We start from the raw sequence: 26,671 nt of genomic DNA on the forward strand, positions 1-26,671 counted from the left end.
CCCCCTTCTGCCCCTTTTGGTCCAGCCCCTTTTCGGAACCTCCTTTCTTTCGAGAAAGAAAGGAGGCAAAGAAAGCTTTCATTTTGCGCCGCCCGCGTAGGGCCGTTCCCGTTGGGAATCGAAAAACGATTCTGCGGCAATTTGCATCTTTCCCGCAGGATACTTTCATTTTGATAGGAGTCAACAGGCTTTTTCGACAAGCCGCCACGCCCTCCGGCGAGGGCGTGGTTCTGCGTTTTTCCCAAACCATCAGGCGGGGCGGTTCCTTACGTCGGACTCCGGTTCTGTTTTTATTCCTCAGCGGGGACCAGCAGCCGGCCGGTGAGGGGCGGCATATTGACGTGGCATTCCCCGTTGGCAAAGCGGGGGAAGGTCTCGCCGGTGATGAGGTCCCTGGCCGCCCAGGGGAGGCACACCCGCCGCTCCCGCTCGCCGGCGTTGACGGCGGTGACCACCTGTTCCTCCCCAAAGGTCCGCCGGAACACCAGCAGCCGGCCCTTGGCGGTGTGGTAGGTGATCTCCCCCCGGCGGAGGGCGGTAAACCGGTGGCGGAACTGGCCCAGCATCCGATACCAGGCGATCAGCGCTTCGTTTTCCTCCCCCCAGGGATAGGTGCGCCGGTTGAAGGGGTCCTCAAAGCCCTCCATACCGGCCTCGTCGCCGTAATAGACGGTGGGGGAGCCGGGGAAGGTGTACAAAATCAGAGTACCCAGCTTGAGGCGGGCGATGCCCCGGGCCATCTGTTCCCGGTCCATCCGGTAGGAGGCCCGCCAGTCCCGGCTCTGCTCGGCGCAGGGGGAGCCCACCCCCAGCAGGGTGAGGATGCGGGGGGTATCGTGGGTACCTAAGGCGTTCATGGTCGAGTGGTAAGCAAAGGGGGGATAGTTGGCCCTCAGCCTCTCCATGGCCTCCATAAAGTCCTTGGCGTCGCCCCCCAGCAGGTAGGAAATGGCGGCGTTGCGGAAGGGGTAATTCATCAGGCCGTCGCAGTGCCCGCCCAGGATGTGCTTGCGGCGCACGCCGTAGGCGATCTTGCTGGAGCCGTCCTCCCACACCTCGCCGATGACCATTGCGTCCGGCTTGGTCTCCCGCACCGCCTGGTGAAGGGCGTGGACAAAGGCGTCGGGCAGCTCGTCGGCCACGTCCAGCCGCCAGCCGTCGGCCCCCGCCCGCAGCCACCGGCGGATGATGCTGTTTTCCCCCTTGATGATGTAGTCCATATAGGACGGCTCGCTCTCGTTGACCGCCGGCAGGGAGTAAATGCCCCACCAGGAGTCGTACTGATCGGGCCAGCGGATGAAGTTATACCACTTGCGGTAGGGGCTGTCGGGGGACTGGGCGGCGCCGGGCACCTGGGTCTGGTAGGAGCCGTCGCCGTTGAAGTAGCGGCTCACGAAACCGGTGTGATTGAACACCCCGTCCAGCATAATGCGCATACCCAGGTCATGGGCCTCGGCGCACATGGCGCGGAACTCTTTCTCGTCGCCCAGCATGGGGTCGATCTTTTCATAATCGCCGGTGCCGTAGCGGTGATTTTCCGGCGCTTCAAAGATGGGGCAGAAGTAGATGGTATCCACCCCCAGGGAGCGGAGGTAGGGCAGCTTCTCCCGCACGCCGGCCAGGGAGCCGCCGAAAAAGTCCCGGTTGCGGATCTCGCCGTTTTCGTCGGGCCGGTAGGCGGGCTCCTCCCGCCAGCCGGTGTGGACGCTCCGTCCGCCGATCATCCCCTGGGGGGAGGGCACGGTGCGCCGGCGGAACCGGTCGGGGAAGATCTGATAGGTCACGCCCTCGCCGAACCAGCCGGGCACCGTCTCGCTGTCGTCGTAGACGGTGAGCTGGTACTCTCCCAGATCGGCGCGCCGGCCGTCCAAACTCTCCATACAGAAGGAGTACCACACCAGTCCCACATAATCCCCCACCTCCAGGGTGCAGTTGTACCGGTCCCGCCGGCCGTCCAGGCCGTCCCAGTGGAGGTTCCGCTCCACGGTGCGGTTTTCGCTGCTCTCAAAGCGGGCCAGCATGGTCACCCGGGAAAAGCCCCAGGACCGGTCGGGCCGGAGGGTGAAGGTAACCGCGGTACCGGAGGGAACCGCTCCATAGGGGGACTTACAGTCCGTACTGCGGGGGTCAAAGATCTGGGCGTCGTGCATGAACTATCATTCCAATCTTAAAAAACTGCGTCGGCTGGTTTATCGCAGCAGCGTATTTTCCGTGGTTACCGTCTCATTGGTGTTCTCGCCGCCGAAATAGGCGCCGAGGATGTCGGCGGCAATGGCGCCCAGCTCGGTGCCCGAGCCGCCCCGTTCCACCACGATGGCCATGGCGATCTCCGGGTCGTCGTAGGGCGCGAAGCAGACAAAGACCGCGTTGGATTCCGCCGTGGCGGAGCCCACCTGGGCGGTGCCGGTCTTGGCGCCCACCTTGACAGGCAGGTCTCTGAAGTATTTGGCCACGCTGCCCTCGGAGGCCATGAGGCCCATACCCTCCTTGACGGTCTCCAAATTCTCCTCACTGATGTTGATGGTGTCCAGCGGTTCGGCGGAGTACTCCTCCACCACCTGGGAATAGTCGCTGGTCTTGACGGTTTTCAGCAGATGCACCGGGTAGTGGTTGCCGCCGTTGACCAGGGTGACGATATAGTTGGCCAGCTGGACGGGGGTACACTCGGTGGTGCCCTGGCCGATGGCGGCCGAAAGGAGCAGGCCGTCATACCACTCCTGGCCCAGGGCCTCGCTGGCGGCGGGACCGGCCACCCGGCCGGCCTCTTCGCCCGAGATCTCGATGCCGGTTTTCTCTCCCAGGCCGAACATGGCGGCGTACTGATCCAGCAGGTCGATGCCCAGCCGGTCGCCCAGGGTGTAGAAGAAGATGTTGCACGAGTCCCGGAGGGCTTCGCCCATGTTCTCCCAGCCGTGCTTGCCGCCGTACTGGAGGTAGTACCAGCAGGCGGGGTGGTAGTCGCCGTAGGGGTATTTCTCCCCCGCCGGGTAGTCGAAGCGGCCGTTGTCGTAGATCTCCTCGCCGGGGGTGGTGAGGCCCTCCTGGAGGGCGGCCACGCCGGTAATCATCTTAAAGGTGGAACCAGGGGAGTAGAGGCCCTGAATGGCCCGGTTATAGAGGGGGGCCAGGGGGTCCTGGGATACCTGGCTGTAAGCGGCGGAGTCGGAGTAGATGGACAGGTCAAAGGTGGGGTAGGAGGCCATGGCCAGCACGCCGCCGCTCATGTCCAGCACCACCGCCGCCGCGCCCTGGACCTGGTCGGTCATGCCGGGCACCCGCTGGGCCAGGGAGGTCTCCACCGCCTCCTGAAGCCGCTCGTCGATGGTGAGCATCACGTTGTTGCCCGGCTTGGGCACCTGCAACTCGCCGTTTTCATCGGGCACCCAGGTCTCGCTGACCACCTTGCCGTTGGCGTTGGTCTCGGTGGTGCGTACCCCCGATTCTCCCCGCAGGTAGGACTCAAAGGCCTTTTCCACGCCCTCCTTGCCCACGGTGTCATTCATATTATAGCCGTTGTTGCGGTAGTAAGAATCGTCGGTGTACCACTCTGCGTAATAAATGGGACCTACGCGGCCCAGCAGATGGGCGGCGTAGTTGGTCTTGTAGGTCCGGGCGGTGGTGGTGCCGATCTTGACGCCGGCCAGCCCCGCCTCCTTGACCTTGGTGATGAAGGAGATGTCCACGTCGCTGGCAAAGACATATTGGGACGTGCTCACGTCCTTGGTGCGCAGCAGCATCTCGTACAAAACCCCCACCAGGGCCCGGGCGTCCTCGTCGGAGACGGAGGGGTCCACCTCAAAGTAGGTGCGCATCTGGTTGAGGAGGGCCTGGGCGGAAAGGCCGGAGACGGCGGCCTGCTGCTGCCCGCCCTCCGCCCGGGAGAGGGTCTCCCGCTCCAGGCCGTTTTCTTGGGCCTGCTGCCAGGTCTGGGCCACGGCTTCGTTCAGCACCTGGGTCAGGCTGTCGCCGGCGTCGGTCCGGTCAACCGTGCCGCCGCTGTCGCTGTCCAGCGCCTCCACCTGTTGGATGGCCTCGGCGGCGGCGGTGGTCCACTTGCTGCCCATGGCCTCCATGAGCCTGACAAAGGCGGAGCGGTTGGAGCTGCCGGCGCTCTCCAGGGTGTAGACAAAGGGCGCCTCAGCGGAGATGGGCAGATTGTCGGTCCAGGATACCTCCTCCTCCCGGCAGATGTCCAGCAGCTTGAGGAGGGTGGCGTTGCGCTGGGCCTCCTCGCCCAGGGTGGAGCGGTCCAGGGTGACCTCGTAAATGGTCTCATTGGTGACCAGCACCCGGCCGTAGCGGTCGGTCAGCTCCCCCCGGGAGGCCTCCACCGTCTCCTCGTTGGCGATGCGGGCGGTGGCCTGACGGCGGTAGTCCGCGCCGTTGACCACCTGGATGTTGTAAAGCACGCTGAAAAAAAGCAGTATAAAGAGGGCCATGGTCCCCGCCACCAGGCGCAGACGCAGGGCAAATTGATTTCCGTCCATACTTTAATAACCTTTCTCGGGAAAACAGAGCAGAAACGGTCTAAAAGTGGGTTTTTTTCGGCACACGCTGAAAGACCCAGTGGAACAGGGCGTACACCGGCGCCACAAACACCAGCGACCATAAAATCTCCCGTCCCGCCAGCGAGAGCATGGCGGGCAGATCCCGTTCGCCGCCGGCCATGCGCATCACGACCCGCGCCACATCCACCAATCCCAGGCCGAGCACCGCGCACAGCAGGCAGCCCAGCAGATCCCGCCGGAGGACATACTGGGTCAGCAGCCCGCAGCCCAGGCCGATCAGGCACATGCCCAGTACGATCAGTCCGCCGGTGCCGTATACCGCGCCGCACAGCACCCCCACCGCCACACCGAAGCCGGCGCCGCCGGAGGCTCCTTCCAGCACCGCCACCGCCACCGCCGCCAGGGGCAGCAGCATGGGGGACACCCCCCAGAGGGGCACCCGGCTGAGCACATAAGCCTCCAAAAACCACACCGGCAGGAGTGCCAGGGTATAGACACCCCATTTTATCATAAAATCATGTCTGGTCAAGAATCTATCCCTTTCTCCTCCGGACTTTTCTCACTCGACGATCTCAAAGCCGGTGACCACAAAGACCTGCTCCAGGCTGTCCAGCTTGGTCTCCGGGGTAATGACGGCGTAGCGGTTCATACCGGAGGCGTCGGTGCGCACCTCTTCGATGCTGCCCACCACCAGCCCGGAGGGATAGGTCCCGCTGAGACCCGAGGTGAGCACCTGATCCCCCGCCATGAGCTCGCTGCTCTCGGGCAGATAGGAGAGCTTCAGCTTTCCCTGACCCATCAGGGCAAAGTCGCCCTCCAAAATGGCCGCGTCATTGGTGCGGGCGATGAGTCCGCCCATTTCCAGGTCGGAGTCCACCACCGTCATGACGGTGGACCAGTTGGCCCCTACCTTTTCGATGATGCCCACCAGGTTGCCGTATTCATCCACCACGCAGTCGCCGGCCTCGATGCCGCCGTCGGCGCCCTTGCCCAGGGTGAGGGTGGAGTCCCAGTTGGACGCGCCGTGGGCCGTGACGGTGGCCGCCTCGAACTTCAGCTCCCGCCGCCGCTCCTTGAGGCCCAGCAGGTTGCGCAGGCGCTCGTTTTCATCCAGCGCCGACTGGGATTCCCGGAATTTCTCCTCCAGCTCGGCGTAGTCCTTCTGGAGCTGGTCATAGGCGGCCTGGAGCTCGTCCCGCCGGAAAGCCTCGTCATACCGGTCCTCCGTCCAGTTGATGACGGCGTTGATGCCGTTTCGGAAGGGGGTGGAGATGATGCCCACCAGGTTGCTCACCGGGTCGGCAAAGCCGGTCATGATAAAGGAGACCACCGTGATGATGAGGGCCAGCAGCACGGCGATGACCAGGATCAGAAAGCCATTGTTGCGCAAAAAATCCTTCACGCTGCCGCCTCCCGCCCGTCCTCAGCTCCGGCCGGCGGCCAGGGCCAGGCAGTCCACCCCGGCCTCGGCCAGCATCCGGCCCAGCCGGCACACCGGCAATCCCATAACGTTGTAGTAGTCGCCCCGAATGCCCTCAATGAGCAGAGCGCCGTAGCCCTGAATGCCGTAGGCGCCCGCCTTGTCCATGGGCTCACCGGTGGCGATATAGGCCCGAATCTCCCCCTCGGTCAGGGGACGGAAGGCCACCTCGGTGCGTTCGCTGACCACCTGGGTCCCCTTGGGACCCACCACCGCCACGCCGGTGTAGACCTGGTGGCGCTTACCGGCCAGGGCGGAGAGCATGGCGAAGGCGTCCGCCTGGTCCGCCGGCTTGCCCAGCACCGCCCCGTCCAGGGCCACCACCGTGTCGGCGGCGATGACCACCGCCTGGGGGTCGTCCGCCTGACGGCAGACCGCCACGGCCTTTTCCCCGGCGATGGCCTCCACTAAGGCGTCCGGCGGCAGGTCCCGCTCCATGTGCTCGTCGATGTCGGGGGTGACCACCTGGAAATCCCGCACCCCCATGCGCTCCAAAAGCTCCCGCCGCCGGGGCGACTGGGAGGCCAAAATGATCTTCATAAGAATTGAAAACTCCTTTTTCGCTCTGATTCACTATTTTCCGGTGGAGCCCAGTCCGCCGGTCCCCCGGGCGGTCTCGTCCAGCGCCTCCACCGGCGTGAGGACGGGCCGGACCACCGGCATGACCGCCAGCTGGGCGATGCGCTCGCCGGGCCGGATGGTGTAGGGGGCGCCGGACTGGTTGATAAGTCCCACCCGGAGCTCCCCCCGGTAGTCGCTGTCGATGACCCCCACGCCGTTGGAGAGGGCGATGCCGTGGCGGATGCCCAGCCCGGACCGGGCGAACACCAGGGCCACATAGTCCGCCGAGGGGAGGGCGATGGCAAGGCCGGTGGGGATCACCGCCCGCTCCCCGGCGGGCAGCAAAATTTCCTCGTCCACACAGGCGCATAGGTCCATGGCGGCGGCGCCTGGGGTGGCGTAATAGGGAAAGGGAATCTCCGTCCCGATCTTTGGTGAAATGGCTTTGACCTTCAGTTCCATACCAGACTCCCTTTTCTCTTCACTCTTTACTCTTCACTCTTCCCTTACTCCACGTCTCGATAATAGAGGCCCCGGGTGTACTCTCGGGGGCTCCAGCTGCTCTGGCCCAGATAGCGCCGGGCGGCCAGCACGCAGGTGGCCGGGTCCTCGGTGGTGAAGTGGAGCCGCGCCCCCCACAGGCCCAGCCGGCGGTAGTCCGCCGCCTTGTCGGCCAAAAAGAGGGTCTTGGAGTTGAGCAGCTCGTTGCGGCAGCCGTAGGCCCGGATGACGGGGAATTGGGCTCCCTTCCGGTCGGTGAGCAGGTTGTCGGGGCCCTCGCAGGCCCGCTCGCACCGTCCGCCGGTGCGGTTGCGCAGGATGCAGTTTTCCATCATCATCAGGGGCAGACGGCCGTAGACGATGAGCTCGGTATCCAGCGCCTTGGACAGGTCCCGGATCTGGGGGAATTTCAGCTCAAAGGAGGCGGTCACCGAGGCAAAGCCCAGGTGGCGCAGCTCCTTATAGGTCTGGCTGTTGTACACCTCCAGGCCGTAGTCCCCCCGCAGGGTGAAGCCCAGCGCCCGGGCGGGGGCAATCATGCCCAGGTTGCCGATGAGGGCGTCCCGGACGCCCAGATCATAAACCTCTTTCATTTGGTCCATCATCCGGTCCCGCTCCCGGTCCCAGGCTACCCGGGGCAGGGTCACCCCCAGGCGCACCTCCGCCGGGCAGCGGTCCGCCAGCTCCGGATGGGCGGCGAGCTCCTCCAGGGGCACATAGACCAGGGCGGGGCAAAGGGCCAGCAGATCGTCGGAGGCCTGCTGGGCGCGGGTGACGGAGCAGGTGAGGACAGGCGGCTCCCGCCGCTGCTCGTAGCGCACCCCGGTGCGGAATTCGCCGGTCCGGCGCTGGGGCGGCACCTTCCGCTGGGCGGTCAGCTCCTCCAGGGCGGAGCGGCGCAGGGCGTTAAGCGCGGCGGCGGACATGGAAAGTCCCTCGTCCAGCTTGGTTTTCACCGCCGTGCAGCGGTAGGGGGTGCCGCCGGTCCGGCCCAGCTGCTTTTCCACCGCGGCCTGATCCAATGCCCGGGTGCGGGCCTCCTCGGCGGCCGGGCCTTCCACCGCGGCGATGTGCCCCGCCTCGTCCTTCACCGCCACCCGGGCGGGCTGGCCCCGGCGCACCTCGGCGAAAAAGGTCACCGGCACCCGGGACCGCTCCCCGTCCTCGTAGCTCAGCCGGGCCTGTTCAAAGAGCTTCTTTTCCCGCTCGCTCTCCCGTTCCTTCCGCTCCTCCCGGACGCCGAACATATCGGGCCCGGTCTTATCCTCATAGTAGCCCTGGGTAAAGCCCTGGCGGGAAAAAGCGTCGGCCAGGGCGGTCATCTCCTGGGCGGTGGGCTCCCGGTCCTCCCGGATGGCGGCGGCGTAGATGCCCGTCACGATGGCCACATACTCCGGCCGCTTCATGCGGCCCTCCAGCTTGACGCAGGATACCCCCATTTTGCGCAGCTCCCGCAGGTGGCCCGCCAGGGACATATCCTTCAAAGAGAGGGGGTTGCTGTCGGCCTTGCCGTTCCAGCCGTAGCGCAGGCGGCAGGGCTGGGCGCACAGGCCCCGGTTGCCGCTCCGCCCGCCGATGAGGGAGGAGAGGAAGCACTGACCGGAATAACACATACAAAGGGCCCCGTGGGCAAAGACTTCAATTTCGATGGGGGAGTGGGCGCAGATGTGGGCGATGGCGTCCCGGGAGAGCTCCCGGGAGAGGACCGCCCGGGTCATGCCCAGGTCGGCCATCTGGCGCACCCCGTCCAGGTTGTGGACCGTCATCTGGGTGGAGGCGTGGACGGGCAGGTCAGGGGCCACCTGGCGCACCATGCGCAGCACCCCCAGGTCCTGGACCAGCACGGCGTCCACCCCCAGGGCGGAGGCGTCGGCGGCGCAGGGGACCGCCTGGGGCAGCTCCCGGTCGGTGAGGAGGGTATTGAGGGTCAGGTAGACCTTGCAGCCCCGGACGTGGCAGTATTCCACCGCCTGGGCAAACTCCTCCCGGGTAAAATTCTTGGCGTTTCTTCTGGCGTTAAAGTCGCCGTAGCCCATATAAATGGCGTCGGCGCCGTTCTGCACGGCGGCCCGGACCGCCTCCATGGACCCGGCGGGTGAGAGCAATTCCAGCATGGTCCCTCCGCTTTATTTCTTCTGGTTCTGGAGCTTAAAGATCTCCCGTTTGGCCTCGGACAGCTCCATTTTCAGCTTGGTGGCCTCCTCCAGGTACTCCTTGAGCTGGCGGCGGAGATTTTCGGCGGCCTCCTGCTCTTTATAATACTCGTCCGCGATGTTCAGCGCGGCCAGCATGGCCCCGTTGACCATGGAGACCCGGCCGTCGCTGATGACCTCCCGTACCTTCATATCCACGTGCTGGGCCACCTTGCGGACGTAGGCCTCGTCCTCCGCGGCCACCAGGCTGTATTCCTGACCCGCGATGTTGACTTTGATGTGGTTTCTCATGGTATTCCTCCCGTCGCGTCTCACGGTGTGCGTCGCGTCTTTTTCTTTTTCTCTATTATCACAAGGCCCGTGAAAGCAGGGCCAATATTCCCAATTGTAATAATATAGTATACCATAGTCTTGACGAACATGGTATGATATTAGTTGACAAAATTTCATCTCTCCAGCGCCGGACATCTGCCAGAAAGGAGGCCACGCCCCATGACCGGAACGCTGCTCTACCCGGGGACCATTTTGTCCCTCTCGGCGGACGCCGCCGACCGGCTTCTGGCCGCCTCCAACGGGGACTGCGCCCTGCTCTATCTCCATCTGCTGCGGCAGGGGGGGCGCTTCGTCCCCAGCCACGCCGCCAAGGTCCTCCAATGGTCGCCGGAGCGGACCCAGGCCGCCTTTGACGCCCTGGTCAAGCTGGGCCTGGCCGACCAGCGGGAGACGGCGGAACCCACCCCGCCGGAGCCGCCCATGCCGGAGCCCCCGGCCTACACCGCCGCGGACCTGGCCCAGGAGCTGGAGGACAAAGACTCCCCCTTCCCGGCGCTGGTGAGCGAGGTGCAGCGCCGCCTGGGCAAGCTCCTGTCCGCCGCCGACCTCAAGCAGCTCTATACCCTCTATGACTTTCTCTCCCTCCCCGCCGAGGTGATCCTCCTGCTGGTCAACTGGTGCGTGGAGGAGATGGAGCGCAAATACGGCCCCGGCCGCAAGCCTCGCCTGTCCCAGATCTCCAAGGAGGGCTTTGCCTGGCGGCGGAAGGGGATCGACACCGCCGAGGAGGCCGAGCGCTATCTCCGCCGCCAGGACCAGCTCCGCCAGCGGACCTCCCGGCTGCTGCCTCTCCTGGACATCCAGGGCCGCCAACCGGTGGACGCCGAGCGCCGTTATCTCAACGCCTGGATCGACATGGGCTTTCCCGACCAGGTCATCCGGCTGGCCTATGAGCGCACCGTGCTGAAAAAGCAGTCCATGAACTGGCCCTATATGAATTCTATCCTGAAAAGCTGGCACCAAAAGGGCCTTCACACCCTGGAGGCCATCCAGGCCGGCGATACGTCCCGCCGGTCCGCCGGTCCCGCCGCCGGGACGGTCAACCCGCCCGCCCCCGCCGCGCCGGGCGAGACCGAGCGCCGGGTCCGGGAGGATCTGGAGCGGATGCGGGCCTATCTGCGGGCCCAGAACGAGCAGGAAGGAGGCTAAGCCATGTCACTGGACCCCAATGTACTCCACCGGGCCAACCGCCGCCTGGCCCAGCGCAAGGCCCAGCGGGAGGCCCAGCAAGCCAAGCGCCGGGCCGAGATCTACCGGCGCTGTCCCCGGGCCGCCCAGATCGACCGGGAGCTCCGCCAGACGGCAGCCGGGATCGTCTCCGCCGCCTTCCGGGCCGGGGAGGACCCCATCCCCGCCCTCAACCGGGTGCGGGCCGAAAACCAGGCCCTCCAGGCCGAGCGCACTCAGCTCCTGCGCCAGGCCGGCTACCCCGCCGACGCCCTGGACGACACGCCCTACTGCGCCAGCTGCGGCGATACCGGCTGGATCGGCACCGATATGTGCGCCTGCCTCTGCGCGCTCTACGCCGAGGAGCAGATGAAGGAGCTGTCCAAGCTGCTGGACCTGGGCGAGCAGTCCTTTGACAGCTTCTCCCTGGACTATTACAGCGACCAGCCCTGGCCCGGCGAGTCCGAGTCCCCCAGGGCCCGGATGGAATTGATCCGGGACGTCTGTTACAGCTACGCCAGCCGCTTCCCCAAGTTCGCCTATCCCAATCTCTTCCTCACCGGCGCGCCGGGGCTGGGCAAGACCTTCCTGTCGGCCTGCATCGCCCGGATGGTGGCGGAAAAGGGCTTTTCGGTGGTCTACGACACCGCCATCAACATCTTCTCCAAATTCGAGGAGCAGAAATTCGCCCGGGCGGAGTCCGACGTGCGGGACGCCAAAGACGAGACCCGCCGCTATCTGGGCTGCGACCTGCTGATTCTGGACGACCTGGGCAGCGAAATGACCACCCCCTTCGTCCAGTCGGCCCTGTACAGCCTGGTGAACGGCCGCATCCCCTCCAAGCGTACCGTCATCTCCTCCAACCTCTCCATCGGCGACGTGCGCCGCCGCTATTCCGCCCAGACCGCCTCCCGCCTGGAGGGAGAGTACCACGTCCTCCCCTTCTTCGGGGAGGACATCCGCCTTTTGAAAAAGCGGCGGCGATAAAAAAGCAGCGAGTGCCCGGAAAGCTCTTCCGCTTCCGGACTCGCTGCTTTTTTATGTGCCGTCAAAACAGAGCGTCCCTTACGCCCCCGTCAGCATGGCTCGGTACTGCTCCTCGTCGGCCACCCGGCCCACCGCGGAAAGGGAGACCTGGGCAAAGTCAAAGATCCGCCCGGCCAGCCGGCGCACGTCCTCCCGGGTGACCGAGGCGTAGCGCTCCAGCACCTCGTCGGTGGAGAGGACCTTGCCCAGCATCAGCTCCCCCCGTCCCAGGGCGCTCATGTGGGCCTGGGTGGACTCCAGCCCCATGAGCACGTTGGTGCGGGCCTGGTCCTGGGCCCGGGACAGCTCCTCGGCCGTGACGCCGTGGTCGGCAAAGTCGGCCACCGTGTTGCGGATGGTCTCCAGGGCCTGCCCCTCGGTGTCCCGGCTCAGGGCGGTATAGATGCCGAAAAAGCCGGTGTCGGCGTGGTCGGAGCTGTAGGTATAGATGGAGTAGCACAGGCCCCGGCGCTCCCGCACCTCCTGCCAGAGGCGGGAGGAGAGCCCGCTGCCCAGGGCGGCGGAGAGGAGCTGGAGGGTAAACCGGTCCGGATCGTCGTAGGACAGCCCGGGGAAGGCGATGGTCAGATGGTTTTGCTCGATGGCCTTTTTCTTGAGGGTAAAGGCGGGCTGATAGGCTCCCCGGCGGAAGGGCGCGCTCCCGGCCGCCGCCAGCGCCGAAAACCGGGCGGACAGATCGTCCACATCCCGCCGGCGGAAGCTGCCCGCCAGAGCCACCACAATCTTGTCGGGGGTGTAGTGACTGGCCATATAGTCCCGCAGCCAGCGGCCGTCCATCTTCTCCAGCGTGGCCCTTTTGCCCAGAATGGGCCGGGCCAGGGGATTGCCCCGGTAGACCGCCGCCGCCAGGCGTTCGGCGCACAGGTCCTCCGGATTGTCGGCATACATGCCGATCTCCTCCAGGATCACCCCCCGCTCGGTGGCCACGTCGCGCTCGGCGAAGTTGGAGGAGAGGAGCATATCACACAGAAGGTCGATGGCCCGGGGCAGGTGGTCGTCCAGCACCCGGGCGTGGAAGCAGGTACACTCCTTTGTGGTGAAGGCGTTGACCTGGCCGCCGATGGCGTCCATCTCCTGGGCCAGCTGGGCGGCGGTGCGCCGGGCGGTGCCCTTGAATACCATATGCTCAATAAAATGGGCGGCGCCGTTTTCGGCGGCTTTCTCGTCCCGGGAGCCGGTGCCCACCCAGATGCCCAAGGCGGCGGAGCGCATCCCGGGCACCGGCTCGGTGAGGATACGCACGCCGTTGGCCAGCGTAATTTTTTCGTACATCCCAATGTTCTCCTTTTTTCGCGGTGTTTCGTCATTGGGCACCATTATAACACGCCGGCCCCTTCCCGACAAACCCCCAATCCCTGCCAAAGCCGCCTCCTGGCAAAGGATTCGGCGCCTGCATGGAAACGGGCGGCCGCAAGGGCCGCCCCTACGATATGGGAGGAGATACCATTGTCCCACAAGAAAGAGGAGGCGGACACTGTCCGCCCCCTCTCTCCTATCTTCTATCTCCTAACTCCTAACTCTTACCGGTCCCACTTGTCGATGAGGGCGCGGAGCTGGTCGGCAAACTTGGCCAGGTCCTTGTTTGCGCCGCCGCGGTTGTGGGCGATGACCTCCATCAGGCGGCGGCCGGTCTCCTCCAGGCGGCGGTAGGCCGGGGAGGCGGAGTCGGCCACCCGGGCGGGCTTGGTCTCGGGCACGGTGCCCGGCTCCAGCATCCGGCCGGCCAGCAGGTCCCAGACCTCCTCGTAGTTGGCAGAGTGGGCCGAATAACCCCGCTCCCGCAGGGTCTGGGCGTAGGTCTGGGTCACCGACGCCTCGCCGTGGACCACGAACACCTCCCGGGGCCGGGGGGAGAAGTGGTCCATCCACCGCAGCAGCCCGTCCCGGTCGGCGTGGGAGGAGAGGCCGTGGAAGTTGACGATGCGGGCCTGGACCGAGATGTCCTCGCCGAAGAGCCGCACCGCCTTGACCCCGTCCAGCAGCCGGCGGCCCAGGGTGCCCTCGGCCTGATAGCCCACAAAGACCACCGTGGACTCCTTGCGCCAGAGGTTGTGCTTGAGGTGGTGGCGGATGCGACCGGCGTCGCACATGCCGGAGGCGGAGATGATGACCTTGGGGGTGCTGTCCATGTTGAGGGCCTTGGACTCCTCGCTGGTCTCGGTGATGTTGAGACCGGGGAACCAGAAGAGGTCGCCGTCCCGCAGTTCGGCAATGGCCTCCTCGTCCAGGTAGCCCCGCAGATCGCCCGAAAAAATCTTGGTGGCGGCGCTGGCCAGAGGGGAGTCCACATAGACCTGGAAATTGGGGCAGGTCTTGACCATATGCCGCTCCTTCATCTCCCGGATGAAGTAAAGGAGCTCCTGGGTACGTCCCACGGCAAAGGAGGGGATGATCACGTTGCCCCCTTTGCCCAGGGTCTCGTCGATGAGCTGGGCCAGGGCCTCGGTGTAGTCGGTGTCCTCATTCTGGTGGAGCCGGTCGCCGTAGGTGCTCTCGGTGAGGACATAGTCGGCCTGGTCGATGTACTGGGGGTCCCGGATGATGGGCTGGTCCTTGTTGCCGATATCCCCCGAAAAGACGATCTTGCGGGTCTCGCCGTGTTCGGTGAGCCACATCTCCACGCTGGCCGAGCCCAGGAGATGTCCCGCGTCGGTGAAGCGGACGCGGACGCCGGGGACCGGCTCCAAAAACGCCCCGTATTCGCAGGTCTCCAGGTGGGTGAGGGCCTCCTCCGCGTCGGCCACGGTGTAAAGGGGCTCCACAGGCGCACGGTTGGCCCGCTTGCCCTTCTGGTTTTGCCACTGGGCGTCGCTCTCCTGGATGTGGGCCGAGTCGCGGAGCATGATGGAGAGGAGCTCGCCGGTAAGGCGGGTGCAGCAGACGGGGCCGTCGTAGCCCTGCTTATAGAGCAGGGGAATGCGGCCGGAGTGGTCGATGTGGGCGTGGGTGACCACCACCGCGTCAATGCCGCCGGCCAGGAAGGGAAGCTGGGTGTTGTCCTGCTCGTCCCGCCCCTGCTGGAGGCCGCAGTCCACCAAAACCCGCTTTCCATTGCATTCCACACAGTGGCAGCTGCCGGTGACCGTTTTGGCAGCGCCGAAAAAAGTCAGTTTCATAGGACGCCTCCTTGTGCATTTTCTACAATGATTGTACCTTTTTTTCCCCCGTATGTCAAAGAAAACGTTTACCCTCTGACAATCGGGCCGGACGGACGTTTTATATGGTATCCGGCGGGAAGCATACCGGCGGGAAACTATGACCGGAGCTATGACAACCTTTTTTCTTCTTTTTATTTCCGGCTCTCTGTCGAGTCCTTGCGGGGATTGTCAAAATGTGCTAGAATTTTTATCTATCCGTTTTCAATCTTGTGCAAAAGGAATTCCCCTGGTTATGCTTTGCTCCCAAATCTTCGTTAGGAGGTTTTTTTATGGCAATCGCGGAAGTTATCAAAATGGACCCCGCCCATGTAAAGGATGTGGTGTGGAAATTCCCCGTGGAGGATTTCAATACCACCTCCCAGCTCATCGTGGACGAGACCCACGAGGCCCTTCTGGTCATCAACGGCAACGCCGCCGACCTCTTCGGCCCCGGCCGTCGCACCCTGTCCACCTCCAATATCCCCCTTTTGAGTAAAATCGTCAACATCCCCACCGGCGGGGTGTCTCCCTTCCCCTGCAAGGTCTTTTTCATCAACCAGGTCCACCAGATGGACCTGAAATGGGGCACCCAGAGCCCCATCCCCCTGGAGGACCCCCTCTACGACATCTTCATGCATGTGATGGTCCACGGCAGCATGTCCATCTCCATGGCGGATTCCCGGAAGTTCCTCCTCAAGCTGGTGGGCTTCCAGAGCTCCTTCAGCGCCGAGGCCCTGGTGGCCAAGTTCCGCGGCCTCATCTCCTCCCACGTGAAGGACTGTATCTCCAAGATCATGATCGACGGCAAGCTCAGCTACTTTATGATCAGCTCCAACCTGCTGGAGATCAGCCAGACCGTCAAGGAGCGGCTGGACGCCATTTTCGACGAGTACGGCGTGGCCATCGAGTTTTTCAACATCGAGGCCGTGGAAGTGCCCAGAGACGACTATAACGCCATTGCCGAGTCCAAAAAGCGGCGCACCTCCCGCCTCATCGAGGGCTACTCCTGGAGGGAAGAGCGGGAAATGCTCATTGCCGAGAAAATGGCGGAAAACCCGGGCATCGGCGCCACCGGCGGCATGGTGGGGGCCATGGCCGGCGGCATGGCCATGGGCAATACCATCGGCGAGATCGCCCGCAACGCCCTGAACGGCGTCCTGACGCCTGTCCAGCAGCCTTCCCCCGCGCCGGCGGCCCAGCCCGTTTCCGCCCCAACTCCCCAGCCCGTGATCGCCCAGACCGTCGTCTCTCAGCCCGCCGCGCCCCAGCCCGCCGCCCCGGCCCAGACCGGTCAGCGCTTCTGTCCCGAGTGCGGCGCGGAGGTGGGCTCTTCCGCCAAGTTCTGTTCCTCCTGCGGCCACCGGCTGGCCCCCGCCGCCTGCCCCGGCTGCGGCAATCCCATTACCCCCGGCGCCAAGTTCTGCGCCGAGTGCGGCACCCGGCTGGGATAACCGGCCCTCCCCCAATCTCCTATTTTTGAAAGAGGTGTTTTTATGCCCAGAATGACCGAGAAAAAGAGCGGGGCCATGTTTGCCCTCATCTATCTCATCGCCTTTGCGCTCTTTAATCTGATCGTCTTTTTCGCCTTCACCCAGCGCGGCAACGTCTTTTGGCTCAGCTACGCCTTTATGGCCATCGCCTTTGTGGTCCAGATGTGTTCCACCTTCTTTGCCTTCCAGAAGCTGGACGTGGAGTCGGCCTTTTTCGGCATTCCTCTGGTCTCCCTGTCCCTGTACTATTTCTTTGCCGCCATCTTTGTGGGCGGCGTCTTTATGTTCTTCCAGTTCGCCCCCATCCAGCTGGCTCTGGTGCTCCAGGCCCTCATCCTGGGGGTCTACGCCATCGTGGCCATTTTGTCCCTCATGGGCCGGGATGTGGTGCAGGACACCAACGACCACATCCGCCAGAGCGTGGGCGCGGTGAGCGCCATGCATGCCGAGGTCTCCGTGCTGCTGGCTCAGGCGAACGACCCGGCCTTAAAATCCGCCCTCAAGAAGCTGGGGGACACCATCCGCTATTCCGACCCCATGTCCACCCCCGCCGTGGCCAATGTGGAGGGGGAGATTGGCCAGAGCCTCACCGAGCTGCGGGTGCTGTGTGAAAATGGCCGGAGCGCCGAGGCGGCGGAGTGCTGCCGGCGGCTGGAAATGCTCTTCCTGCGCCGCAATCAGCTGCTCAAGGCCAGCAAATAATTACTCCCTACGGTAGGAGAGAGGATCGAAACTGTTATGGCTTCCAGTTACAACAGCATCCGGTGTGACTGCTGCGCGGGCACGCTGGAGTACATCAAGGAAAAAAAGGTGTGGCGGTGCCTCTACTGCGGCAACGAGATGCTGCGGGAGAGCCTGCAAGGTCCCGATACCCCGCTGAAAAACGTGGCCCGCCAGGCCATCCGCAACGCGGCCGTGGGCAATCTGTCCGAAGCCCTCAACAACCTCTCGGAGTGCGAGAAGAAGGACGGGCGGTATGTGGGCACCCTCATCGCCCGGCTGTGCGTCCACATGTTCACCCTCATCACCCCCGGCGGCTGCCCGGACGGAGCGAGAAACAGCCTCACCAGCCAGCTCAAGCGGGAGTATGCGGCCATTTTGGAGGTAGACGAGGCCATCTCTCCGGAGGAGGAGGACCTGTACGACTTCATGGACGGGGACGGCTCCCTGGAGTCCAGCTCGGAGCCCTTCGCCGCCCTGCTTCTCACCTTTGACGCTATGGGGGATACGGTCCACCGGGATTTTGTGGCCCAGTTTCTCAAGGTGGAAGCCATTTATCACCGCACCCTCAACGCCCATCTCCTGCGCTACGCCCTTTATAACGGCCAACTGGACATGGCCCGGGGCATCCTGGGCAACACCGACAACCTGGACTGCAAGGACGCCCTCCTCCAGATGCTCTCCCAGTTCCCCGACGCGGCGGACAAGGGCGCTCTGGCCCGGGCCCTCATCCAACGGGCGGGGCTCACCGGCGACGACCACATCCTGCTGGAGGATTACCTCTCCCGGACCGGTGACAGCCTCTCCACCCGGCAGGAGGTCTACTGCGCCGCGGCCCGGGCGGGGGTGCCCGTCTCCATGGAGGTGATCTCCCGCTTTGTGCTGGACGAGGGGGGCGAACCGGCTAAGGCGGCGGAGATCGTCGCCGCCCTGTGCGCCCAAAAACCCACCGACGTGGAGCTCTACTGTCTTATTGAGCAGATCTTCTGCCGCCACAGCGCCCCGCTGGCCCGGGCCGAGCTGGAGGTCATCGCCGCCAGCGGCCTTTTCGTGTCGGTGCCCGTCCCCTTCCTCTGCACCATGCTGGACCGGTCCGATCTGGCCGGGGCGGATAAAATCGCCCTGTTCGCGGCGGCGGACGGCTTTGGGCTGGATCAGCGGGCCAAGGACGCCGTACTGTCCCACTATCTCTCGGAAAACCGGGACGAGCCCGCCGTCCGGCTGGAGGTGCTGCCGGCCCTGCTGGACCGGGTAAAGACCTTATCCACCGGCGCGGTGGAGCAGTATCTCCTCACCTGTACCACCGACGGGGACCAAAAGCCCCAGGTGGTGGCGCTGCTGCTGGGTCTGAAGCTGAATCTCAGCTTTTTCCGCCCCTTGCTGGGCAAGTACTACCGCGGCGCTCCCGACGCACCGCCGGTCCGGGAGGCGGTGCTCTCCCAGCTCAGAGAGGCGGGTTTCCAGATGGACGGCGCGTCCCTGATGGACCTGATCGGGGAGGCCGCGCCGGAGGAGATGGAGCGGACGGTGTCCTTCGTCCAGCAGATGGCCCAAAGCGGCGTCCGCCTTCCCGGCGACGCCCTGAGCCGCTATCTGGAGGGGGCCGGACAGGGTCCCTTCCATCCCCAGATGCTGGCGCTCCTCTCCCAGTCGGCCACCATGATCTCCCCCCAGGCCCTGGCCAATTACGTCCTCTTCGGTCCCGACGACCCGGAGGCCAAGGTCAACGGCGCCCGCTTTTTGGCCCAATGCTCCGGCCAGCCCCTGGGCGCCACGCCCTGCCGGGTGCTCCACCTGGGCAACCAGATCCAGTGTAACCTGTTTCAGGGCTATGTGCTCACCACCCAGGACAGCGGCGCCACCGCCCAGCAGATGACCGACGCCATGGCCGCCGGCCACGTCTCCCTCAAGCCCGCCATAGCGGTCAACGGCGTTTCCATGAGCTTTAAGTCGTACATCCAGCATAACCGCGCGGCTCTCAATCCGGTGACCGAGGCGCTGTGCGATGCCCACGGAGTCTTTCGTCTCTTCTTTTGATTCTAAAACATATCACCGGAAAGGAGGCGTCCGCCTATGACCCAGGAGGAATACGAACAGGAACAACGGGAAATAGAACGGCTGGTCCATCAGATCAACGCCCTCATCGCGGAAAACAACGCCATGGTGGACGAGATCAACAACGCGCTTACCCACATCTGGCAGCTGCAAAGAAACGTGGTGCAGCTCCACAAAAACGTGGACCCGCTGGTCAAGCACGTCTCGGGAGAGGTGAGTCTGGAGGAAGAAAAGGTAAAAATGGTGGACCAGGCGCTGGAAGAGCTGTCGGCCCAGTATTTCACCTTCAAAACCCTGTCCACCGCGTCCAAAAACCTCTCTCAGTACACCGACGAGTATTACACCCGTTTTTCCTACTATGAGCATCTGCGCCGGGTGACCCTGGGCTTTGTCATCGGCCTGGACAAGCGCTTTGTCTCCGACGAAAGCCTGTGCAAGGCGGTGGAAAAGGCCTATCTCCAAAACACCCAGTATTGGCTGGCCTACTGCACCATGGCGGTGATGCTGTGGGCGGGGGACAAGCGGGAAGCCGCCCAGCGCGCGCTGGACAAGGCCCTTTTCATCAACCCTTCCAAGGCATCCCTTTTCTTCATGCTCATCAACCTGCGCTTTGCCCGCACCGCTCCCGCCCAGCAGTGGTTTGTGAGCTATATGGACCGGCTGGAGGCGTCCAACGTGGGGGAGGAATTCCAATACCTCCTCCAGGCCTATCTCACCGGCGCCATGGGCAGCGAGCCCCAGTTCCAGGAGGCGGTGGGCCGCTGCTTCCAGTCCCTGCTGGCCCAAACCGAGGCCACCACCGTGGAATTTGCCCGCAAATTCAGCGACGGCGCCTTCCGCTTCGCCGCCTCCTACCTCCACCGCACCCAGCAGGTCTTTGTCCATCTGAAGGCCAACTGTCAGGAGTTCGGCCTTCTGGACGACCTCCTCTCGGCCGCGGAAAAGAACGCCGTGCTGACTCAGTTTTACGGGGAGCTGGCCGCCGCCGTGGACCAGGAAGGGGAGACCATCGCCCAGCGCATTGAAAACGTGCTCTACTCCCTGGTGAGCAGCTACGACGCCGACGAGCTGGAGGTGGTCAAGAAGATCAAGTATAACGAGGCGGTCATCGCCGCCCAGGGGGACATCTCCGCCGCCCAAAAGAAGTTTGAACAGGACTTCGGCGCCGGACGGAAGCAGACCTTCGGCGACCTGCTGGTCAAGTGGGCCTTTGCCTCCGACCGCAATCTGACGCCCCTCTCGGTGCAGCGCTTCTCCATCTCCTTTATGCGGGAGGCCATCGCCCGGGGCTTTGGCCAGTTTGCCCAGAGTTACCGGGCCAGCGAGCCCCAGACCTGCTCCTTCCAGATCGACGGCTGCTCGCTCTCCTGCACCGAGCACGATTTTGAGCCGGCCCGCCAGCAGGTGGAGCAGTATTACCGCTCCAACCGGCTCAAGTTTATCTTTGCTGACAAGTTCAGCCTGATCTTTGCCGGTTTGATCCTGCTGGGCCTTCTCACCCTGGTATTTACCGCCGTGGCCTTCACGCCGGTGGCCCTGACCATCGGGCTGCTTCTGGTCCTGGCGGGGGTGTTCCTGCTGTGGCGGCGGATCGTGGAGCTGGGCGCGGTTTTGAAAGAAAAACAGCGGCTCAGCGTGGAAAAGCTGCGCTCCACCCTGGAGGAGCTGGGCCAGTGGCGCACCCTCTTCCACCAGGAGGACCAGCGTAACGACGACCTGGTCCGGGCCATCGAGCAGTTCCAATTTTAACGAGCAAGAGGGGGGTCATCCATTATGTCCAACGTCTCCAGCGCCATCCGGGAGCTGAACGATACCATCAATACCTTTGAAGCCCGGGTGGACGTACATGTGCAGAACATCCATCAGTCCAGCGTCAACATCGACGACGCCACCACCCGTATTTATCAGAACATCCAGACCTTTCGGGAGAAGATGGAGCAGGGCGAGCAGAAGCAGCTGGCCCATGAGAACATCATCCGCATCGACCAGATCATCAAGGAGCAGTTCGGCGGCTATGAGACCATCCGGCGCACCGTGATGGGCGTGGTGCGGGATTTCGACATCAACCTGGTGCGCAACAGCACCGTCCAGGAGCTGTCCGAGGAGCTGTGGATCTCCAGCTCCCGCTATTGGCTGTCCTACGCCCTCATGGCCATCACCGCCTGGGTCAACAACTACCCCGAAGTGGCCAAGACCGCCCTGAGCGAGAGCGGCCGGAAGGACGCCATCAAAACCACCCTCTTTTTCTGCCTTCTGAACCTGCGCTTCAACCGCATCGACGCGGCGAAAAAGTGGTTTTGTCAGTACCTGGCCACCCTGGACCCCACCATGCTCCAGCAGGAGACCGCCGTCATGCTCCAGGCCTTCCTGTCCGGCCTCTTCGGCAAGGACAAATCCATGGAGCATGACGTCATCCGGGTCATCGACCAGTGGATCTCCATCATCAACGAGGACGCCTCCATCTGCGAGGAGCTGGTCAACGCCTACAGCCAGTACATCGCCAACATCAACCCCAACGCCACTTTCAACTATGCCGCCATCCTCCAGTACTGCGTCAACTGCGAGGAGCTGTCCCGGTCCTTCATGGGCGTGTGCCGTTACCCGGTGCTGCTGGAGGTGCTCCGCTCCCTGGACGTGGAGGCGCCCCCCCAGCGGGACGACAACTATGCCCAGCGGGTGGACGCGGTGCTCATGAACCTCATCAGCAACTATGACGCCGAGGAGCTGGAGCTCCGCCGCCAGCAGGACTATTTCAATCTGGTGGTGAAGAACGAGGGCAAGGTGGACATCGCCGAGCAGCAGCACCAGGCCCAGGTGGCCCTGGAGGAGGAGCGCTTCAACATCGGCAAGCAGATGATCCGCTGGGCCATCTACGACCAGGACGGGGAGACCGACCCCCAGGTCCGGCGGTTCGGCTTTCAGAACACCAAGAGCTGGTTCAAGACCGCCCTGGAGGGCTGGTCGGCCAAGCTCCAGCAGGAGTTCCCCCTGGAATACCATCTGCGCATCGACACCTGGACCGGCGTGAGCAACGGCAGCGACCAGGCCCAGCAGGTGGAAAACATGCGCCAGTTCTATGAGACCAACAAATTCCGCAATCTCTTCCTGAATACCCCCAACCTGGCCGCGCTGCTGGTGCTGGTGGCGTCGCTGGGTCTGGCCTTTATGACCCTCTTCGCCCTGATCTTCTCGGTGGGCGCCCTGGGCTTCCTCATCTTCCGGGTGGTCAAGGCCATTCAGGACTATCCCCGGCGGGTGAACGCCTCCCTGGAGGCTTTGAACCAGACGCTGGCCGAGATCGCGGATTTCCGGCAGTTCTTCCAGGAAACCGCCAAGCAGAAAGACGAAATCCTCAGCGCCGCCGAATTTATCTGACGGGCGGCGTTTCTGAAAAAGGAGTATTTTGTTATGGATAACGAGCGCACCAACAACGAAAGCCAGAACACCGCCAGCTTTGAGGACGCCATGAACGCCCGCATGAACGCCTACTTCGGCGGTCAGAATCAGAAGACCCCTTCGGTCACCGACGACCGGCTGCGGGAGATGAGCAAAAAGCTGCCCGCCTGGAGCCTGGAGCCGCCCTATTCCTTCCTGAAATGACGGACCTGTGGGGAACGCCGCCCCGCAGCTACGCCCAGTGGATGGACTGTGTGGAGACGCTGCGCCGCCGGACGGTACCCGCCGAGCAGCTGCGCCTGCTGGCCCTGGGGGCTCTGCCCGAGGGGGAGGCCATGGCCCTCCGGCTGGAGCCCCGGCTCACCGAGGCGGTGAACGCCATGCTCAACCGGGCGGCCCGGCATCTGACCGCCCGGCTGAACCAGTGCCTGGAGTGGGGGGAGGCCGAGGAGATCCCCCGGGCGCTGCGCCGCTTCCGGCGGGAGACGGAGGCCTGTCTCTTCTTCCGGGAGCTGTCCTTTTTGCCGGCGGACTACCGCCGGGCCCTGGAGGACTCCTTCCGGCAGGAGGCCCAGCGCTGCTGGGACCAGGTGGTGGAGCCGCTCCGCCTCCGGTGCGCCCAGACGCCTGACGCCCGGTGGGAGGACCTGCTCCATCCCCTCAAACGCATCCGGCTCTTTGCCGAGTGACCGGAGCTTTTTATACGTGGAGGTTATCGTATGGGGAATTTCGCCGCCGCCAAGGCGGAACTCAAGACCTATCTGACGGCCCGGGTGCCGCTGGTGGTGGTCCGCTCGCCGGAACGGGAGCGGGTGGAGCGGATGCTGCGGGAGCTGGTGGCGGAATTACATACCGAGATCTGTTACTACACCGACACCCGGCAGGTGTGCGCCCTGGGGAGCGGCGGCGTCAAGGACGTGGACGGCGACCCGCTGATGTACGCCCGGGAATTCTATCGGGGCCGGCGGGGAGGCATCTTCGCCCTGGGAGAGGTCCGGCGGCTGGGGGAGGAAAACACCTACACCAGAGAGCTGTTGGACATCCTCTACCTGTGCGCCGAGCAGAGCGGCACCCTCATCCTGGTGACCCCCGACCCGGTGTGGTCCCGCCTGGCCCAGCTGGGGATGATGACCGTGCTGGACCGGCCCGACGTGGGGGAGCGCACCGACCAGATCCGCCGCTTTGTGGCCCGGTACGGCGGACGCTATCCCATCCGCTGGGGAGAGGACGACGTGGCCCGGGCCGCCACTCTGCTCCGGGGGTTCAGCGAGATCCAGGTGGAAAACATCCTCTCGGCCACCCTGGTGGAGCACCAGGGGCTGGACCGCAGCCACCTCCAGGCCCTCACCCGGCAGAAAAGCCGCCTTTACGGCTGTGTGGACTCCATCCAGCCGGTGGCGGTGTCCGACGGTCTGGAGGTCTCCGGCCTGGGCTATCTGCGGGCCTGGCTGGAGGAAAAGCGGCGGATCTTTTTCCTCCCCGACGAGGTGCTCCGCCAGCACGGCCTGGAGCCGCCCAACGGCATTTTATTGGCCGGCGTGCCCGGCTGCGGCAAGTCCTACTCGGCCCGGATGGTGGCCAAGAACTGGGAGCTGCCCCTTTTCCGCTTTGACATCGGCGGCGTCTATGACAAGTGGGTGGGGGAGAGCGAGCGGCGGATGGGGGAGGCCCTGGACTTTCTGGACAATGTGGCCCCCTGCGTGGTGTGGATCGACGAGATTGAAAAGGCCCTGGCGGTGTCCAGCCAGGGCAACGACACCGGCAAGCGGGTGCTGGGGCAGTTTTTGTTCTGGCTTCAGGAGTCCACCAGCCGGGTCTTTCTGGTGGCCACCGCCAACGACATCACCCAGCTGCCGCCGGAGCTCTTCCGCAAGGGCCGGTTTTCCCAGGTGTTTTTCGTGGATCTGCCCGGACCGGCGGAACGGGGGGAGGCCATCCTGCAATATGCCCGCCGCTGTCTCCACCGGTCGCCGGACCCGGCGGACGTGGAGGAGCTGGTGGCCCTGAGCGACGGCTGCTCCTACGCCGATATCGAATATGTCATCAAAGAAGCCGCCCAGACCGCCCTGCTGCGGGGAGGGGCTTCGGCGGATCAGGGGTTGATGGCGGCGCTCTTCCGCCAGACCATCCCCTTTGCCCGTACCAATCCCGACGCCGTGGCGGCGCTGCGGGCCTGGGGACGGGAACGGGCGGTCTCTGCCGCCCAACCATGCCAATCCAAGGGAGGGGCTTACCATGAGTAATATCGCCGCCCTGCGGGCCGAGCTCAGCCGGCAGGAGAGCATCAACCGGGAGCTGCGCGCCCAGCTCAACGAGATCTATCAGGGCGTGTCCAGGGCCGACCAGAGTCTCACCAGCTTCCGCAACGCCGCCTGCAGCGTGCTGGAAACCAGCACCCAGCGCATCCAGGCGTCCCATCAGCGCATCCTCTCCTCCATCGAGGTGCAGGCGGACATCGACCGGATGTATGTCCGCTTCAAGCAGATGGAGCTGGCCAACAAAAAGATCCGGGCCTGCAACAACAAAAAATACTATGACTTTGCCAACTACCGCACGGTGCGCAAAATCGTGCGGGGCATTCTGGACAACCTGACCCTCACCGAGGAGGGGTGCAGTTTGGTGTCCGACGGAGTGATCTACAAGTCGGTGGAGCGGCAGCACCTGCAAACCCCCGACTACTGGCTGACCTGCGCGCTTTTGAGCGTCATGGCCTGGCAGAACGACGACAGGGACCTGGCGGACCGGGCCCTGGCCCGGGCGGTGGAGCTGGACAAAAAAAGCGCCTCTATTTTCTATATGCTCTTCAACCTCCGCCTCCACCGGGAGGAGGCCGCCTTAAAATGGTTCTTCCTCTACCAGGAGTGCGACTTTCAGGGGAGCGACCAGCGCACCTTTTTGATGCTCTTCGCCCTGCTGAGCCAGGCCATCCGGGAGTCCACCAACACCCGCACCCGGGGCGAGGTCCAGAAATTCATCCGCAAGGTCATCGCCGACAACGCCCGGGCCGCCGGCTTCCGGCAGGCCGATGTGGTGTCCCGCATCGCCGGCTATCTGGCCGCCATGGCGGGGAGCGACCCGCTGGAGCTGCCCCTGCTCCAGCGCTGCTGCGGCGACTACCAAAAAATCGCCCGGGCGGTGACCCTGGCCCAAAACAACGTGAACATCCTGCAATTTTTGATGGACCTGGCCAACGTGAGCCGGGAGGAGCGCAACACCTATTTGGCCACCTTCCTGGAGGAGCTGATCGACGCCCCCAACCCCACCGAGAAATCGGTCTACGAGGAGATCGAATACAACGAGCTCATCATCCGCTGCAAGGGAGAGGTGGACCAGGCCAAGGAGATTTGGGCCAAGGAGCAGAAGCGGCGGGAGGGAGAACTGGACCTGATTTCCGAGATGATGGGCTGGGTATACGGCAGTGCCCAGGAGGTCAACGGACAGTCTCGCAAGAATATGTTTTCCCTCACCCTGGAGCTCCAGCAGAAGGGGTACGCCCAGTATGTGGAGCAGTACCGCGCTCTGGCCTCTCCCACCCATCCGGTGACCATCGGCGACTATGAGACGGTGGCCGACTTCAACGACCGGGAGGGAGAGCGGCAGAAGATCTCCGCCTTTTACCAGCAGCAGCTGGCCCAAGAGCTGGCCCAGGTGAAGAACTGGCCGGCTTATCTGGCCTTTGGTGTGGGCGCGGCTGCGGCGGTGGGCGGCGTGCTCCTGAGCCCGGCCCTCTTTGTGGCCACGCTGGCAGGCTGTGCGGCGGGCGGGCTGCTGCTCTGGTCCAACGCCCGGCGGCGGCGGCACCTCCAGGAGACCTGTACGCTGAACATCCAGGGCAAAAACGAACTGATGGACCAGCTGTTTGTCCAATATGGCGAGATGGTCCGGCAGTTCTCCCAGTACGACGGCTACGTGGACCAGGTCAACAAGGCTTTTATGTCCTTCTGACACGCTTTTGGGAAAGGAGTCCTTCCCTATGGAGGAAAAACGCTTTTGCATCCGGTGCGGCAAGCCCTGTCCGCCTGGTCAGCATCTGTGCCCCCAGTGCGCCCAGTGGGTGCAGAGCCAGCGCCAAAACGCCCCCTTTCCGGGAGGCGGAGCCACTCCCCAGCCCCCGAAGCCGGCA

The 26,671-nt window shown here is 64.1% G+C and carries 22 protein-coding genes; 11 read left to right on the top strand and 11 right to left on the bottom strand.

Annotated features, from left to right (window positions below; all coding sequences use genetic code 11):
- From H7U37_RS09815 to H7U37_RS09855, 9 genes are all read right to left on the bottom strand, one after another.
- Positions 1-245 (bottom strand): hypothetical protein (locus H7U37_RS09815; protein WP_204875446.1); only part of this gene is annotated, 245 nt, incomplete at its 3' end.
- A 45-nt stretch (positions 246-290) separates the two neighbouring features.
- Entirely contained in the window at positions 291-2,150 is a 1,860-nt protein-coding gene (locus H7U37_RS09820) for a glycoside hydrolase family 13 protein (RefSeq protein WP_204875447.1), read from the bottom strand.
- Between the two features lie 39 nt (positions 2,151-2,189).
- Positions 2,190-4,487, bottom strand: coding sequence for a penicillin-binding transpeptidase domain-containing protein (locus H7U37_RS09825; protein ID WP_204875448.1), 2,298 nt, complete (start codon positions 4,485-4,487; stop codon positions 2,190-2,192).
- 40 nt (positions 4,488-4,527) lie between these two features.
- On the bottom strand, positions 4,528-5,019 hold the full coding sequence (locus tag H7U37_RS09830; RefSeq protein ID WP_243413580.1) for a rod shape-determining protein MreD: 492 nt from the start codon (positions 5,017-5,019) through the stop codon (positions 4,528-4,530).
- 48 nt (positions 5,020-5,067) lie between these two features.
- Positions 5,068-5,910 carry a rod shape-determining protein MreC gene (gene mreC / locus H7U37_RS09835; protein WP_204875450.1) on the bottom strand — a complete coding sequence of 281 codons (843 nt, stop codon included), beginning with the start codon at positions 5,908-5,910 and terminating at the stop codon, positions 5,068-5,070.
- A gap of 21 nt (positions 5,911-5,931) precedes the next feature.
- Complete coding sequence (locus H7U37_RS09840; protein WP_204875451.1) at positions 5,932-6,528, bottom strand: Maf family protein; 597 nt, start codon at positions 6,526-6,528, stop codon at positions 5,932-5,934.
- A 33-nt stretch (positions 6,529-6,561) separates the two neighbouring features.
- A complete protein-coding gene (dut, locus tag H7U37_RS09845) occupies positions 6,562-7,011 on the bottom strand; it encodes a dUTP diphosphatase (protein ID WP_204875452.1) in 450 nt (149 codons plus the stop codon).
- A gap of 44 nt (positions 7,012-7,055) precedes the next feature.
- Positions 7,056-9,164: a U32 family peptidase gene (locus H7U37_RS16095; RefSeq protein ID WP_204875453.1), complete on the bottom strand. Its 2,109-nt coding sequence runs from the start codon at positions 9,162-9,164 to the stop codon at positions 7,056-7,058.
- A gap of 12 nt (positions 9,165-9,176) precedes the next feature.
- Positions 9,177-9,494: a cell division protein ZapA gene (locus H7U37_RS09855; protein ID WP_204875454.1), complete on the bottom strand. Its 318-nt coding sequence runs from the start codon at positions 9,492-9,494 to the stop codon at positions 9,177-9,179.
- Positions 9,495-9,695: 201 nt separating this feature from the next.
- Between H7U37_RS09855 and H7U37_RS09860 the strand changes: the two genes are divergently transcribed.
- Both H7U37_RS09860 and H7U37_RS09865 read left to right on the top strand, forming a co-directional pair.
- Positions 9,696-10,685, top strand: coding sequence for a DnaD domain protein (locus H7U37_RS09860; RefSeq protein WP_204875455.1), 990 nt, complete (start codon positions 9,696-9,698; stop codon positions 10,683-10,685).
- 3 nt (positions 10,686-10,688) lie between these two features.
- Positions 10,689-11,690 (top strand): ATP-binding protein, encoded by a 1,002-nt coding sequence (locus H7U37_RS09865; RefSeq protein WP_204875456.1) that lies wholly within the window; start codon positions 10,689-10,691, stop codon positions 11,688-11,690.
- 78 nt (positions 11,691-11,768) lie between these two features.
- Here H7U37_RS09865 and H7U37_RS09870 read toward each other — a convergent pair whose 3' ends face one another.
- Positions 11,769-13,022: a M16 family metallopeptidase gene (locus H7U37_RS09870; RefSeq protein WP_204875457.1), complete on the bottom strand. Its 1,254-nt coding sequence runs from the start codon at positions 13,020-13,022 to the stop codon at positions 11,769-11,771.
- 248 nt (positions 13,023-13,270) lie between these two features.
- Complete coding sequence (locus tag H7U37_RS09875; protein WP_204875458.1) at positions 13,271-14,866, bottom strand: MBL fold metallo-hydrolase RNA specificity domain-containing protein; 1,596 nt, start codon at positions 14,864-14,866, stop codon at positions 13,271-13,273.
- 311 nt (positions 14,867-15,177) lie between these two features.
- Here H7U37_RS09875 and H7U37_RS09880 point away from each other — a divergent pair, with 311 nt between their 5' ends.
- From H7U37_RS09880 to H7U37_RS09920, 9 genes are read left to right on the top strand one after another with little or no spacing between them, the layout of a single operon-like run.
- Positions 15,178-16,338, top strand: a complete 1,161-nt coding sequence (locus tag H7U37_RS09880) for an SPFH domain-containing protein (protein ID WP_204875459.1) — start codon at positions 15,178-15,180, stop codon at positions 16,336-16,338.
- A gap of 42 nt (positions 16,339-16,380) precedes the next feature.
- Entirely contained in the window at positions 16,381-17,079 is a 699-nt protein-coding gene (locus H7U37_RS09885; protein ID WP_204875460.1) for a hypothetical protein, read from the top strand.
- 36 nt (positions 17,080-17,115) lie between these two features.
- On the top strand, positions 17,116-19,134 hold the full coding sequence (locus tag H7U37_RS09890) for a hypothetical protein (RefSeq protein ID WP_204875461.1): 2,019 nt from the start codon (positions 17,116-17,118) through the stop codon (positions 19,132-19,134).
- 36 nt (positions 19,135-19,170) lie between these two features.
- Positions 19,171-20,901, top strand: coding sequence for a hypothetical protein (locus tag H7U37_RS09895; protein WP_204875462.1), 1,731 nt, complete (start codon positions 19,171-19,173; stop codon positions 20,899-20,901).
- A 24-nt stretch (positions 20,902-20,925) separates the two neighbouring features.
- Positions 20,926-22,527: a hypothetical protein gene (locus tag H7U37_RS09900; RefSeq protein WP_204875463.1), complete on the top strand. Its 1,602-nt coding sequence runs from the start codon at positions 20,926-20,928 to the stop codon at positions 22,525-22,527.
- Between the two features lie 33 nt (positions 22,528-22,560).
- On the top strand, positions 22,561-22,752 hold the full coding sequence (locus H7U37_RS09905; RefSeq protein ID WP_204875464.1) for a hypothetical protein: 192 nt from the start codon (positions 22,561-22,563) through the stop codon (positions 22,750-22,752).
- A complete protein-coding gene (locus H7U37_RS09910) occupies positions 22,749-23,237 on the top strand; it encodes a hypothetical protein (RefSeq protein WP_204875465.1) in 489 nt (162 codons plus the stop codon). Before H7U37_RS09905 ends, H7U37_RS09910 begins: the two co-directional genes overlap by 4 nt.
- A gap of 30 nt (positions 23,238-23,267) precedes the next feature.
- Positions 23,268-24,791: an AAA family ATPase gene (locus tag H7U37_RS09915; protein WP_204875466.1), complete on the top strand. Its 1,524-nt coding sequence runs from the start codon at positions 23,268-23,270 to the stop codon at positions 24,789-24,791.
- Positions 24,784-26,493: a hypothetical protein gene (locus tag H7U37_RS09920; RefSeq protein ID WP_204875467.1), complete on the top strand. Its 1,710-nt coding sequence runs from the start codon at positions 24,784-24,786 to the stop codon at positions 26,491-26,493. The genes H7U37_RS09915 and H7U37_RS09920 overlap by 8 nt, the downstream gene beginning before the upstream one ends.
- Positions 26,494-26,671: the final 178 nt, after the last annotated feature.

It is taken from the genome of Pseudoflavonifractor phocaeensis, assembly GCF_016901735.1.
Classification (GTDB): Bacteria; Bacillota; Clostridia; order Oscillospirales; family Oscillospiraceae; genus Pseudoflavonifractor_A.